Annotated in this window: 15 protein-coding genes; 3 read left to right on the top strand and 12 right to left on the bottom strand. The window is 44.3% G+C overall.

Annotation, left to right across the window (positions count from 1 at the left end; translation table 11 throughout):
* The first annotated feature begins 56 nt into the window (after positions 1-56).
* Positions 57-1,514, top strand: coding sequence for a peptide MFS transporter (locus CES79_RS10680; protein ID WP_089137177.1), 1,458 nt, complete (start codon positions 57-59; stop codon positions 1,512-1,514).
* A gap of 65 nt (positions 1,515-1,579) precedes the next feature.
* Here CES79_RS10680 and pdxT read toward each other — a convergent pair whose 3' ends face one another.
* Positions 1,580-2,152 carry a pyridoxal 5'-phosphate synthase glutaminase subunit PdxT gene (gene pdxT / locus CES79_RS10675; protein WP_054655837.1) on the bottom strand — a complete coding sequence of 191 codons (573 nt, stop codon included), beginning with the start codon at positions 2,150-2,152 and terminating at the stop codon, positions 1,580-1,582.
* A 16-nt stretch (positions 2,153-2,168) separates the two neighbouring features.
* Complete coding sequence (pdxS, locus tag CES79_RS10670; protein ID WP_054655835.1) at positions 2,169-3,053, bottom strand: pyridoxal 5'-phosphate synthase lyase subunit PdxS; 885 nt, start codon at positions 3,051-3,053, stop codon at positions 2,169-2,171.
* 112 nt (positions 3,054-3,165) lie between these two features.
* Here pdxS and CES79_RS10665 point away from each other — a divergent pair, with 112 nt between their 5' ends.
* The gene (locus tag CES79_RS10665; RefSeq protein ID WP_089137176.1) at positions 3,166-4,599 is read left to right on the top strand and encodes an aminotransferase-like domain-containing protein; all 1,434 of its coding nucleotides are present in this window, start codon (positions 3,166-3,168) and stop codon (positions 4,597-4,599) included.
* Positions 4,600-4,686: 87 nt separating this feature from the next.
* Here the strand turns inward: CES79_RS10665 and CES79_RS10660 are convergent, their stop codons facing one another.
* From CES79_RS10660 to CES79_RS10640, 5 genes are all read right to left on the bottom strand, one after another.
* Complete coding sequence (locus CES79_RS10660; RefSeq protein ID WP_054655831.1) at positions 4,687-5,379, bottom strand: B3/B4 domain-containing protein; 693 nt, start codon at positions 5,377-5,379, stop codon at positions 4,687-4,689.
* Positions 5,380-5,479: 100 nt separating this feature from the next.
* Positions 5,480-6,283 carry a hypothetical protein gene (locus CES79_RS10655; protein WP_133286369.1) on the bottom strand — a complete coding sequence of 268 codons (804 nt, stop codon included), beginning with the start codon at positions 6,281-6,283 and terminating at the stop codon, positions 5,480-5,482.
* A 168-nt stretch (positions 6,284-6,451) separates the two neighbouring features.
* Positions 6,452-6,928 carry a GNAT family N-acetyltransferase gene (locus tag CES79_RS10650; RefSeq protein ID WP_054655825.1) on the bottom strand — a complete coding sequence of 159 codons (477 nt, stop codon included), beginning with the start codon at positions 6,926-6,928 and terminating at the stop codon, positions 6,452-6,454.
* Between the two features lie 192 nt (positions 6,929-7,120).
* On the bottom strand, positions 7,121-8,158 hold the full coding sequence (gene cobT / locus CES79_RS10645; RefSeq protein WP_089137173.1) for a nicotinate-nucleotide--dimethylbenzimidazole phosphoribosyltransferase: 1,038 nt from the start codon (positions 8,156-8,158) through the stop codon (positions 7,121-7,123).
* A gap of 127 nt (positions 8,159-8,285) precedes the next feature.
* Positions 8,286-8,684: a hypothetical protein gene (locus CES79_RS10640; RefSeq protein WP_089137172.1), complete on the bottom strand. Its 399-nt coding sequence runs from the start codon at positions 8,682-8,684 to the stop codon at positions 8,286-8,288.
* Positions 8,685-8,854: 170 nt separating this feature from the next.
* Here CES79_RS10640 and CES79_RS12885 point away from each other — a divergent pair, with 170 nt between their 5' ends.
* Entirely contained in the window at positions 8,855-9,001 is a 147-nt protein-coding gene (locus CES79_RS12885; RefSeq protein WP_159459493.1) for a hypothetical protein, read from the top strand.
* A gap of 247 nt (positions 9,002-9,248) precedes the next feature.
* On the opposite strand, the gene CES79_RS10635 is transcribed toward CES79_RS12885, so the two are convergent.
* From CES79_RS10635 to CES79_RS10615, 5 genes are all read right to left on the bottom strand, one after another.
* Positions 9,249-9,929, bottom strand: a complete 681-nt coding sequence (locus tag CES79_RS10635) for a hypothetical protein (RefSeq protein WP_089137171.1) — start codon at positions 9,927-9,929, stop codon at positions 9,249-9,251.
* Positions 9,930-10,081: 152 nt separating this feature from the next.
* A complete protein-coding gene (locus CES79_RS10630; protein ID WP_054655815.1) occupies positions 10,082-11,020 on the bottom strand; it encodes a helveticin J family class III bacteriocin in 939 nt (312 codons plus the stop codon).
* A 151-nt stretch (positions 11,021-11,171) separates the two neighbouring features.
* On the bottom strand, positions 11,172-11,771 hold the full coding sequence (locus CES79_RS10625) for a GH25 family lysozyme (protein ID WP_054655813.1): 600 nt from the start codon (positions 11,769-11,771) through the stop codon (positions 11,172-11,174).
* Position 11,772: 1 nt separating this feature from the next.
* Positions 11,773-12,183: a hypothetical protein gene (locus CES79_RS10620; RefSeq protein WP_054655811.1), complete on the bottom strand. Its 411-nt coding sequence runs from the start codon at positions 12,181-12,183 to the stop codon at positions 11,773-11,775.
* A 19-nt stretch (positions 12,184-12,202) separates the two neighbouring features.
* Positions 12,203-12,595, bottom strand: coding sequence for a DUF722 domain-containing protein (locus CES79_RS10615; RefSeq protein ID WP_089137169.1), 393 nt, complete (start codon positions 12,593-12,595; stop codon positions 12,203-12,205).
* Positions 12,596-13,389: the final 794 nt, after the last annotated feature.

Raw genomic sequence — 13,389 nt, 5'->3', positions numbered from 1 at the left:
CAGTTGTGGTATTATGATTGGTTAACAAAAATCTGCAACATAGAGGATCTTACATATTGTCAAAACAAAACGGCATCATTACAAAACAGCCAAAGGCATTTCGGCTGATGGCATTAGGCGCACTAGGCACTGGGTTTGCTACCTACGCCGTCAGCGCCATCATGATTCTATATCTTTACGAACCGTTGCATCTCGGCGGTCTGGGAATTGACCGCATCACCGCTACCCAGATCATGGCGGTGTTCTCCTCACTAGGCTACTTCGCTGGTATCGCTGGCAGTTATGCCGCTGATCGACTGGTCGGGCTGCGGAAACCGTACCTGTACGGGACCCTGCTGAATGCCGTAGCCATCTCACTACTGGTCGTGCCCCATGGCGGGCTGCCCCTGTTCTTCATAAGCCTAGCCCTGCAGATCATCGCTTCTGGCATCACCGGCCAAAGCCTCTACGCCTTGGTAGGCCTAATCTATCGGCAAATGGGGACCATGCGCAATACGGCGTTTACCCTGATTTACATCATGAATAACGTGGGTGCGGCGGGACCAATCATTACTGGTGCCGTGGCACTGAAGTTCGGCTACAACGCCGGCTTTTTAGTGGCGGTCGTTGTCCTGTTACTGACGACCCTGCCCTACATTTTCTTGAACCACCGTTACTTCGGTGATCTCGGTATGGTACCGCCAGACCCGATGCAGCCGGCAGAACGCCGCCTGTTAGCAAAAAGGTTACTGGGAATCACTGCGGTAGTCATCATTTTAGTTGGAATACTCATCCGCTTAGGCTGGCTGACCGCCAAAAGTTTCAGCGGTGCTGTCGGTCTTATTGGCATCGTTTTACCAGTGGGATACGTGATTAAAATTGTCCGCAGTTCCAAGGTGACTCATCAAGAAGCCAGTCGCGTCAAAACATATGGTATCTTCCTGATCGGAACGAGCATCAGCATGCTGGTTTCCGGCCAGGCAACCGGGATCCTCTCACTTTATACGCTGGATCACGTTAATTTGACCGTCTGGGGAATCCACCTCTCCGCTGCCAGCTTTCAAACGTTCCCAGCCGTTTTTGCCGTTTTGTTTGGCACCATCAGCAGCCAAATATGGGGTAAACTGGGACCTCATCAGCCCAATGACGGCTTAAAGTTTGGTATTGGTCTATTACTTTGGGGCGCCGGGCCACTATTTATGGTGCTGCCCGTGTCCCTGTTTCCGGCTAACGTTAAAGTATCGCCATTATGGATCGTCATCTTTTACGCGCTGATCATGGCCGGTGAAACCTTCACGTCTCCAGTTGGTCGGGCCATGGCCAGTGAGGTCGCCCCCACCGCATTCATGACGCAAATGATGACCATCTTCACCCTTTCGCAAGCTGCCGGGTCCGGTCTGTCAGCCATTGCCGCCAACTTTTATACCAAGGGTCATGAAGCGGCCTACTTCTTGGTCATTGGACTCATCGCAATTGTCTGGGGTGTCTTGTTGATCATCAAGAACCGGGGAATTATAAGGAAAATAAATGGTTAAAAATAAGTGCCCAATCTCATCAAAAAATGATGAAACTGGGCACTAATCATTTAAGCTATATCATTTTAATTCACTTGATCCGACCGCTTTGCCACCATCTGGTCAATAAAATACTGGTGGAACCGCGGATCTGACGTTAACTCCGGATGAAACGACGTGACCAGCACGTTTTTCTGCTGAGCAGCGACGATTTGCCCATCCGCTAACGTGACTAATGCTTCTGCCGGCTGCTTTACTTCAGACAAGTACGGTGCCCGGATAAAAATACCATGATACGGTTTTGACCAGCCTTTAACCGTCAGCGCCGTTTCAAAACTTTCACGCTGCCGGCCAAAGCCGTTACGCACTACCGTACCATTCAAGCCGTCCAGCGATTCCGGCTGGGCGAGCAGAACCAGTCCGGCACAGGTGCCAAAGATTGGGAAGCCCTGCTGAACCAGTGTCTTTATTGGGGATAACAGCTGTTCACGAACCAGCAGCTTGCGCATCGTGGTACTTTCACCACCGGGTATCACCAGTCCATCGAGACCGGTAAGATCCGGCTGTTCTTTAACGGGACGTGCGGTGACGCCGCAAGCCGTTAACATATCCACATGTTCGCTGACCGCACCTTGAAGTGCTAAAACACCAATTTTCACGCACATTGCCCCCTTTTTAGATACCGCGATCCGCCATCTTTTGGTCTTCCGTCAACGTTGAAATGTCGATACCCTTCATTGGCTTGCCCAAATGTTCGGATACCTTAGCAATCAACGCGTAGTCCGTTGGGTGCGCCGTAGCGGTCACGATAGCCTTCGCGAACTTCGCTGGGTTCTCCGACTTAAAGATCCCGGAACCAACGAAAATGCCGTCAGCGCCTAAGTTCATCATGAGGGCCGCATCCGCTGGTGTTGAGACCCCGCCGGCCGCAAAGTTTACAACGGGCAGTTTGCCTAGATCATGCACCTGCTTGACTAGTTCATAAGGTGCCTTAAGATCCCGGCTAATAGTCATCAGTTGATCCGGATCAGCCACCTTGACGTGACCGATCTGTTCGTTGACCTTTTCCATGTGGCGCACCGCTTCGATAATGTTGCCAGTACCCGGTTCACCCTTGGTCCGCATCATAGAGGCGCCTTCACCGATTCGGCGTAAAGCTTCACCTAAATCACGGCAACCGCAAACAAAGGGCACCTTGTAATCGTTTTTATTAATGTGATAGTTATCATCGGCTGGCGTCAATACTTCACTTTCATCTATGTAATCAACACCAATGGCTTCCAAAATACGGGCTTCAGCAATGTGACCAATGCGGACCTTCGCCATGACCGGAATCGTGACTGCAGCCATAATCGCCTTGATCATTGCTGGGTCAGACATCCGGGCCACACCACCAGCTGCACGAATATCTGAAGGGACCCGTTCCAGCGCCATGACGGCAACCGCACCAGCATTCTCCGCAATCTTCGCCTGTTCCACGTTAGCGACATCCATAATGACGCCGCCCCTTTGCATCTGCGCCATACCACGTTTAACCGTTGTTGTTCCTGTTTCTTTCATCGTCATTCCTCCATCTCTTTAAATTATTTACATACTAAGGCTGAACAACTATAATGACAGCAACCAATTGGATGGTAAATTAACCACCCAATTTTAAAAAGAAGGTGACAGCATGAATTGGCAGCTTCCCAGTGGCAACCAATCGTTATACGTGAAGGTCATTACCCTGATCACTAATGCCATCAATACTGGCAATCTATTACCCGGTCAGCAGCTGCCGGCCGAACGTAAATTAGCCCAGATGCTCACCGTTAACCGGTCAACCATTCAACGAGCGTTAAACGAACTCGTCAGTAACGGCTTGTTGTCGCGAAAACGTGGCAGCGGTACCTGGGTCAGTACGGATAAATGGGGCGTTTTGAACGAAACCGTTAATTGGCGCACCTACCTCGCCGCTAACCGCTTCAGCGACCCTGAAAACTACCTGACCCAACTGCGTAACCTAGAATCAGATCCGCAGGCCATTAATCTGACCAATTTTAAGGTTCCCAACACCATGGCACTGCCCATTTCGCCAAACCACATCTCGGCCAAGCAAGTGGTGGAACAGGAAAATCAGGTCGATATCAGCGGGATCGCCGCGCTTAAATCACGATTGGTTTCCCGGCTATCAACGTTACTGCAGCAACCAGTCACCGCTAACCAGTTGCTGATTACTTCTGGCGCGCAGCAGGCCTTTTATCTAATCACGCAGGGCTTACTTTCCTATGGCGACGCGATCGCCATTGAAAAACCGTCTTACTTTTACCAGCTGACCTTCTTTCAGGTGGCTGGTATCCGGGTCTACGGCATCCCCTTGCTGGCGGATGGCAGTCTGGACCTGAATCGGCTCCAGCAAGAATACTACAAACACCGCTTTCGCTTCCTGTTCGTTAACCCCAACGGTCAAAACCCCACTGGGCAAATGATGCCGCTGGCTAAACGAAAAGCCCTGATTCGGGTCTGCCAAACACTGAAGCTCCCCATTGTCGAAGATGATCCCTTTGGTATCGCCAACTCCTTTGACGCGCCCGCATCGGTGCCGCTGCTAAAAGCCCTGGATCCTAATAACGTGCTGTACGTCGGCTCACTGTCTTCACTGGTCGGCAACCACGCGCGGGTCGGCTGGCTATTGGCACCAGCGTTTATCGTGGATCAGTTAGCCGATATTCGCCAGCAAATGGAAGCCGGCATGAGTATCTTCCCCCAGATTATCGCCGCGCAGTTCTTAGCGCAGCCTGATCTGCACCAGCAGATTCAGCGTCAAGCCAACCGTCTGCAGCAACAGCAAGCCTTGCTGCAACAGGCCCTGCAACCTTTTGTTGATCAGGGACAGTTAACCTACCAGCTCCCCGTTAACGGCAATAGTTTCTGGGTGCATTTACAGCTGACACGCCAGCTAAATGTCACGGACTACACCTTGTTTCTCAAGCAAAAGGTGCTGGTTCAACCCGATTTTCTATTTGGTGCGCATCAAAACAAGCTACGCATGGGGTTCGCTGATTTGAATTCGGCCCAGATTCCGCAATTGCAGGTACGGTTACGGCAGATACTATCAGCGTTATAATCTAAAATAGTCAAAACAATAAGTGCCCAGCCTCATCCAAAAAGATGAAACTGGGCACTTATTGTTTAAAATTAATGACTATCTTATTTACTCAGCCGTCAACGCGTCAACTTCAGCATCAACGCCAAACTCGGCTTTAATCCGCGCCTTCATCGCGGTCACCGCTTCGGCCTGGCGCACGCGCTGTTCCTGATTGATGGCTTCGATCACTAAAATGGCATCCGTGGTCTGATCAGTTAACATGGTTCGTTCACCATCGCGCCAGTTAAAGCAGCGGCAGATGGCGCCAATCTTGTCGTAGTAGATCACTTCACCTGGCAGAGCCGGTTCGTCTTCATCTTCACCCAGCGGTTTAAAAGCCTCGCCACCTTTAGCAACGCCCAGATGCATTGGACCATCCATCGCAGCTAAGTTCTCACCGCCACAAGGCACGCCAAATTCCAAGGAGACGCTGTTATATACGTCGACCAAGGGATTGATCGGTGAAAGACTCTTCCCCTGATCGACCCGCTTCAGTAATGCTTCAATCGATGAGCGAGCACCCCGCTTCTTTTTGAATCTCGTATAAGCCTCGCGCCATTGCGCAACCACTGGATTACTGCGAAACGGATCTGCCGTTAGATACTGATGGGACTTGTCCATCGCGTCATCTAGCAACGCTTGAAAATGCGGTTTCTTTGCCTCATCAATTGCGTTATTCAGTCCATGAACGGACAGCGCACTGATCTGTGCGTCTGGAAATAGTTCCCAAAAAGCTGAATCGACTACTAAATTTGCCATTTTGTCACACCCTAAGTTAAAGATTGGTAATTACATATACAAATACTACTTAATTCAATTTTACAGTACTGTATCCCAGCTCCAAATAAACATTTAAACACTAATTGGCATAACCGTCTAAAATCCGATCATATGAATTGATATCGTTACTTGGAAGATCATTATTTTCAATTTCGCTATCGTCGTCATCATCATCTCTATCTGGATCTTCATAAACCATGTAAGTTTCAGTAACCCCACGATAGTGATGAGGTTGAACAGAGGTTAAAGTAACGGTTTCTCCTGCATGAGCATAATCATGTATCCGCCCATTTAAATGCATCGTAAAAGTACCATCTTTTCTAGCAATAGCAGTTGTCCCGCTATCATCATCAAAAGTGACGGTTGAATAAGGCTTCGTTTTTCCAAAAAACATTACATCATCGTCATAAAGTTGTGAGTCTTCAGAATCCAATTCACCATCTTCATCAGTGAGTTCTATAAAATTATCAACTTTTTTAAGAGGATACTTAAATATATTCCCCTTATAAAGGATTGCATCAGAATCAAATTGAGACCCCACAGCAATAGAAATAGAAGGTACCCCCGTACGACTCTGGATCACACGTTTCTTATAAATCACCCTAAACCCTTGATGGTTTTTAAATTGAAGAGAAAAATGATCGTGTTTATACTCATGTAAATTAGTCAACTTCATATGAGCATGACCCCAGGCGACACTGTGTTTATACATATGTAAATCTGAGCCAGACACTGCATCGTCATACTCGTGCATTTGCCATGTCCCCCTAAGCTTAGCAGGTATATAGCTATGATACGTAGAAGCATGAGAAGTTACTTGCGTTGCAATGGTAAAAGATAACCCTGCTATTAATACTACACAGGACTTTAAAAAAAGTTTCATCACTAGAATCTCCAATTAATTTCAGCTTTTAATGTCATCAGTGTCTGGACCAATATAGCAAATGTACAATTATTTATTGTTAAATTTTAGATTCATTTCAATTCTTCCATTAAGTTTAGAGTAAAAAGCTGTTTACTCTTTTTGAATCAGAATAGCTGTCCCTTTCACCTATTTAATATCCTTAACATACCAAGCATCACAAGCACTATGAGACGGTTTCGCTAACGGCTGATCCAGCTGCTTAAAGCCAACGTGCTTGTATAGCCCCCGAGCCGCTGTATAGTTCATAAAGGTTTCGATGTAGAACTTTTCGTAACCAAACTCTTTAGCAGCCTTTTCAGCTGTAATTTCTAGTTGATGCCCAATATGATGTCCCCGGGCTTTCGGCGATAGGTATAGCTTTTGAAATTCAGCGGTTTTCGGGTAGCTAAATGGACCTAAACCCGCGCCACCGACTAATTCACCGTCAACTTCTGCCACCCAATACTTGGCTTTATCCTGGGCCGCATAATGCTCTGCCAGATGATCTAAAACCGTATCATAGTACGGCGAATTGGGTAAATTATTACCATACTCGCGAATTGCTGATTGAATAATCGCTTTTAACGGCTGATTATCCTTGGGTTCAATGGGACGAATTTTCATAAAACGGTGCCTCCAAATATGTAGTTTATTGTGTTCAATATACGTCATATTATATGATTAATTATTGATTCAAGCAAAATACCTATTAATGACTCATTCAATTAGAAATAAAAAAGACTATTGTCTCAATTTAGAGCAGTAGCCTTCATGTATAAGATTTTATGATTCTAAATCAGCAGCCCAGCACAATCTCTACGGTTGATACCCAAACTGCATATCCGTTTGCGTATTCATTTGGGTTAATACGCTTTGAATGGCATCGATCAATGGCAATACTAAAAGCGCACCAGTGCCCTCACCAACCGCTAAGTTCAGGTCTAATAACGGGTTAATGTTTAACAGATTGGTGACTAATGCCGTGCCGCTTTCTTTAGAGGCGTGCGAAGCAATTACGTGCTGCTCGATTCCTGGCACCAATAATTCGGCTAAGGACAAGGCAGCGTAAGAAATAAACCCATCCAGTATAATGGGCACACCCTCTTCCGCAGCACCAATGATAGCACCTGCATTACCACCAATTTCATAACCGCCAACCGTCCGCAGAATTTCAAGCGCGTCATCACTAGCCGGCTGCCATTTGTGAAGTGCTTGGGTCACCACGTCAATTTTATGCTGATAACGTTTCTCAGAAATATTGGAGCCGTAACCAACCGTTTGGGCTGGAGAAAGGGCGTAGCGGGCAGCTAAAATGGCCGCCGCCGCAGTCGTGTTCGCAATACCCAGCTCGCCTAGTAACAGCACCCGGTTGCCATCCGCAATCGCTTGCTTGGCGACTTCTCGCCCAGTTTCGATAGACTGCTGCGCTTCGTCGCGCGTCATGGCTGGTTCTACCAGCATGTCCCGGGTCCCCCAGCGAATTTTACGATGAATAATGCGCTTATCTGGCAGAGAGGCGCGGACACCCATATCGATGACTTCTAGGCCGCAGTGAACACTAGCGGCCATCGCCCCAGCAGCTGTATGCCCGTTAAGTAAATTAACGGACTGAATGGCAGTTACCTTTTGAGGAGTAGCTGAAACACCTTCACTGGCGACACCGTGATCGGCCGCAAAGACCAGACAGCACCGTTTTGATACCGATAATTCAGGCTGGTGTTGAATCCCAGCTATCGTCACCGCTAATTCTTCCAAACGGCCTAAACCGGCTATGGGCTTAGCAAGCTGGTCAAGCTTTTGTTGCATAGCTTCCCTGTCCGTCTGTGAAATCGACTTTATCGCATAAGTATGCATTAAACCATCCTCCAAACAATAATTGATTATCTTGTTAAGTATACCATGTTAGGGCTTTCACGAATGATTGACTTGAGTAAATTCAAAAGGCTGCCAGCCCTAACCAGCACCCCTATCAATGAGGCATCTATTTAACGATATAGTTACTGATCAACGCGCCTAACTGTTTGTTTAAGTCTTTATCTGAAAAGACGTCGACGTAAACCGCAGCACCAGTATTAACAATGACCCCAGTATCACCGCTATCGGTATACTTAGGTGTGCCCGCTGCCCGTTCTTTACGCCAGCTAAACAACACGATTTCAATTTTCGAATTATTGTAAGCGGTGACCATTTTAGTTTTAGTTGCCTTTTCTTCGAATTGCTGGCGAGTAACCTGTAAGCAGGTGTAAAAATCATCGACTGGTTTTTCATCGATCACCAAATCATCACCAAAGTTATTTTGCACAGCGAATCCACCTAATGTGTTAGGATCCACGTTATTTGCAGCTAGAAAATCAGTAATTTTTTGAGTCGTCATTATCATAACTTATCCCCTTTATAATTAATCATGCTACTACTAAATAGTTTACCCCAAAAATACGGTATCAGCTAACGAATGATGACACATTGAATAACTACGGCGCATTCAGTATAGTTATACGAGTAATTGTTTGAAATAACGTTTTAACGCTATTTAGAAAGGGGAATGTCAGCATGGATGATGATGAACCAGACGGCTGTTTTGGCGTAATGAACTCATGTTTGGGTTGTATTGGTTATGGCTTTCTTTCAATTGTGATGCTTTTTGTGGTAGGTACTTTGTTATACATACAGTGGGGAATACTCACCAATATTAAATAGGCCAGCACATGATAATTAACCGTTGAAACCACTTAAAGTGCTTTTTTAGGTATCCATTTATTTGACTAGCTTAATTATAGATATCGTTTGAGCAGAAATTAAATGAGAATGCTGCTTTAACAGTATTTACGGGTAGCTATTTGTAATAAATGGACACCCGAAAGCTTAATTATCTAAAACTATTAAGTTTCTGAATACGTCACAACATAAAAAGCGCCCCGGCATAATTGCCGGAACGCTTTTTAACCTACTTCATATTCAAATATAAATTTTTTGATTGATCACCATAACTATACAAGGCAACAGAAAGCCTTGTATTCCCAAGTCGTGATGTCTGATGCTTAGTATGAGCTAGCAATTGAAACCCTTCAGACTTGCCTGGAGCCAGACCAGCTTCGCTAAACAGGACAGGACTCTTGCTAGTGCCTTTAGAGAAGTTAACGTCAAAGGTAGCTCGTGTGTACGACCTAGTTGCTCCTATTTCTACACCAAAAATGTCGTTCTGGGTATATACTGGCGTAACATCCTCGTCTTCATCATAATCTGCGATATAATTCCGCCAATAAGCATTATCTGGCGAATTAGAATAGTTATATACCCGACCTGTTAGCTTAACCCAAGTCTGATAACGGGATACCTTTGGTGATACATGGAAAACGTAAGCATGGTAGAAAACAACCTTCCCAATTCTAGTTTCAGGAATGTAAGTAGTCTTCTTTGTTGCAGGATCATACCGAAAGTTAGTTGTATTGTAATAAGTCTTATTTAACGTGTATTTCTGGTAGCTAATTACTTTATGATGATAGGTTTTTGTCCCATTGTTGCCAAAATACGTAAATGAACTGGCGTGAGCATCAACTGTTGAAGCAGCTGCTAAACCAAGTGTCAGTGCAAATGCTGCAACACAGATTTTCAACCATTTTTTCATAATAATCCTCCCTTAGGTTTGATTCAATTTAAATTATAACATGGAAGCATTAACTGAGAAGTAAATATGGCACTAATGTTTAAAAAAGAAAGGCTGCAGTCCCTGTCAAGTAATGACGGATTCTGTAGTCTTTCCCATGAAACTATATTAAATTACCAATTACCCTTATCAACAGTATAGACGTAATTACCAGTCGTGTAATTAGCATCACCCTTGAGATCATTAGCGTGAGTTGCGATCCCCAAATATAAGGTATCCTTCACCTGAATACCTTCCGTTTCTTGGTTTGGACCCCAGTCACCAGTAAAGTAAAGTGGTCGGAAGTTTGTACTCTTCCATGCTACCTTAGTAACTGATGGTGCCTTCCCGATAGCACCTCCACTAAAGTAGACTGCTAAGCCATCAGAGAAATCCATACCTTGAACGGATCCATTACCCACTTTGCCATAGATGTTATAGTCCATAGGCCAAGTATCAATTGCCTGAGCCTTCATTGCTGAGGAATCACATCGTAATGATGTTGCACCGCTAGCCACACTAGCGTCTAGTGCATTGTTGACACCTTCAAGATTATAGTAAGTCAACTGTGCATGGTGATCACCGGCACGAATGCCCAAAATAAGTAGATACTGACGGGAAGTGGAAATAGCTGCTTCAACACGTTCCATGTCTCCAAGGTCTGTCCCGGACTTATTGGCATGATCTAGCCATGATAAATGATCAAGTGAAGCGGGATCAACGGGACCCGCTTGGAACTGAACCCGCGCAAGCTGAGTAGCCCATTCTGTACCACCAGTATCCTTAGGATAAGTTGCTATTAAGAAATAGTCCTTACCATCATGTTGGTACCAGTCTAACGTTTGTGCGTGACCAGTATTAGCCAAAGTCATTGTTTCACCTTGCGAAAAATCAACAGTGGTTTGGCCCGGTACAATATTTCCTTGAGTAATATAAGTATTGGTACTGTTATCAAATTGCTGTAAGCAATAGATGTGGGTCGTACCAACATAGGTCTTTTGAACAACATGTTGGTGTTCACCACCAGCTGTCGGTAAATTAATTAATGTGTATGCTTTTGTAGCTGTTGCCATAATTTTTAACCTCTTTAATATTATTTTTTGGAATTCCGGAATTCCATGTCATCGCGATTACAGTGACTATATTAAAGGGTTCTTCGTTGCCCGTATCCCGGATTTGTTGCAATCTGTAGACATGAAAAAAGCCACCAAGACTCGGTGGCTTTTACGATAAAATACCGGCAAAATCATAATTAAAATCCGTTTTTAACTGATACCCATTATTGGTATATTGCCAAGTCTGGGCATTATCTACTCCGGGCTGATTGACGCCGTAAGTAGCAACCCAGATAGCTGGCTGATATTTTAATTGCTCCCGTTTGATTCGCTGGCTGTTAAACCAGCTGGCTGAGGCGTAGACGACCAAGTAATGAAACCCCTGCTGATACAGGTAGTCTAAAAATAGATTGATATCAGCGGTCACATTATACTGTAAAGACTGATCTTCAACATCAATGGCACACACAGTATCCCTGTTTAGACCAAGCTTAATGATGTTTTTAACGAACCACTTAGCCTCATTTACGGGGTCGTTCATTCCGTAGCGCTGACTGTTACCTCTAAAATAATGATAGACTCCAATTGATTTGAAGAATTCAAAGCCATTTAACAGCTGCATACCAGCTTTAGGATTCACATAATGAGAACCGTTTTCAGAACCTTCAGTGAGCTTAACGAATAACCCCGTTGCGTGGTTATGTAGCTTCCGCATGTAGTCTAAAGTATCTGGCTGAAACGAACTGATATCGGCAAATTCAGTTGTCATTTCATTTATCCCCATTCGCAATTAATAGATCTGGATCAACTACGGTTTCATCAACTCTTGCTGCTTTGTGATTATCACCCAAAGTGACGTGCTTATATTCCTGGTAAGCTAGTTCAACCTTATCGGCCACAACGTCTTTAGAGATATTCCCAGCTGTTTTCGCCATATGCTGTAATACATAGTCTACCGCTTGGACTTTTCGTTCACTCTTAGACAGTGCGGCATAATTTGCCATCGCAGCCACAGCTGAATAAGCTAAATTATCAGCGATCTGTAAGCACTGCTGAACTTGACGGTTCTTTTCGGTAGCCACTTTTTCGGCAATAAAGGGATGCAGCAACCTGTATATTGCCGGAATAGTGGTGCAAATTAAAGTTACGATTGACGCAAAATCTAACGTTCCTGTTGTCATGTTAAAGGCCCCCCTTTCATTAATAGCCCAGCTCTTGCTTCAAAAATTCAAAAAAAGCTGCCCGCTTCCGACTGACATTGGACTTACTCATATTTAAAATCATTCCTATGCCTTCCAAGGTCAGATTATTCTCATGATGAAAGTACAGTTGTTCGATAATGGTTCGTGTATCCGAATCGGAATGTTTTAAGCAAAAATTGATACATTCCTTATTGATTTCTAGTTGTGCCAAACAACGATCAGTACCAATACTGTCATCAAATAGCATGGTCCCTACTGCTAATTTAGAAAGCACATGACTATGTCCTTGATAAGGATATGAAAGTTCGGCCATTCGTACCGCCATATACTTATCGATTTTTGGATAATCTCTTAAAATACTTTCTAGATGCTGACGTTCGTAATCGTCCATTACAGATCACCTCATTATTATAGTTTGGAAACTTAAACAGATTCCTTATTAATAAGAACTCAAAACCTATGTTAATTAATTAGGAAAACAATGCGTTCCGTTTTTGTTGCATAGTCCATCGATTTTTAATCGTCTCCCATTGGAATTTTGATATATTCGCCGCAATTATTACGGGTACAATCATTAAATGGTCCTTATATCGAACCATTCGAAGACGACTACAGAACGTATGTTCCCATATTTTCAAGGTGATTTAACTCGAATATCTAATATTTTAGAAAATTAGTCAAAAAAAATCTGATTCCCGTTAGATACAGGAAATCAAACCTACAATAAATCGCTAAATCCAAATAAATAAATTTCGCTATAATTTCAATTATCCTCAATTATCAAATTTACTCATTGTCCAATAAGTAAAAATAAATGAATTACAATTAAACTAACCCTTTGCCCATTTGTATAGATAACATAGTGTTAATCATTTATCCGTCTAGAATAATAACCCGTAGCCAGTAAAAATTATCTTCCACCCGTACAGCAGGTGGCCTTTTGTTCTGTCCCTAGAAAACCACTAGGTGCAAAACTGGGTCTAAAGATATAATCAAAAAAGCGCTCTGGCATTATTGTCAGAACGCTTTTGTATCTACTTCATATTCAAATTAAATGCTTTCATTTTGTCACCATCGCAATACAACCGAGCAACAAGCGTTGTCTTTCCAAGCCGTGATGTTGGGTACTTTGAATGAGCTAGAAGTTGAAAACCTTCAGATTTACCAGGCACTAATCCTGCTTGA

This window comes from Secundilactobacillus silagei JCM 19001 (genome assembly GCF_002217945.1).
In the GTDB taxonomy this organism is placed as follows: Bacteria; Bacillota; Bacilli; order Lactobacillales; family Lactobacillaceae; genus Secundilactobacillus; species Secundilactobacillus silagei.
The sequence above is the reverse complement of the archived record's forward strand: the minus strand, read 5'-3'. Positions and strand labels throughout refer to the sequence as shown.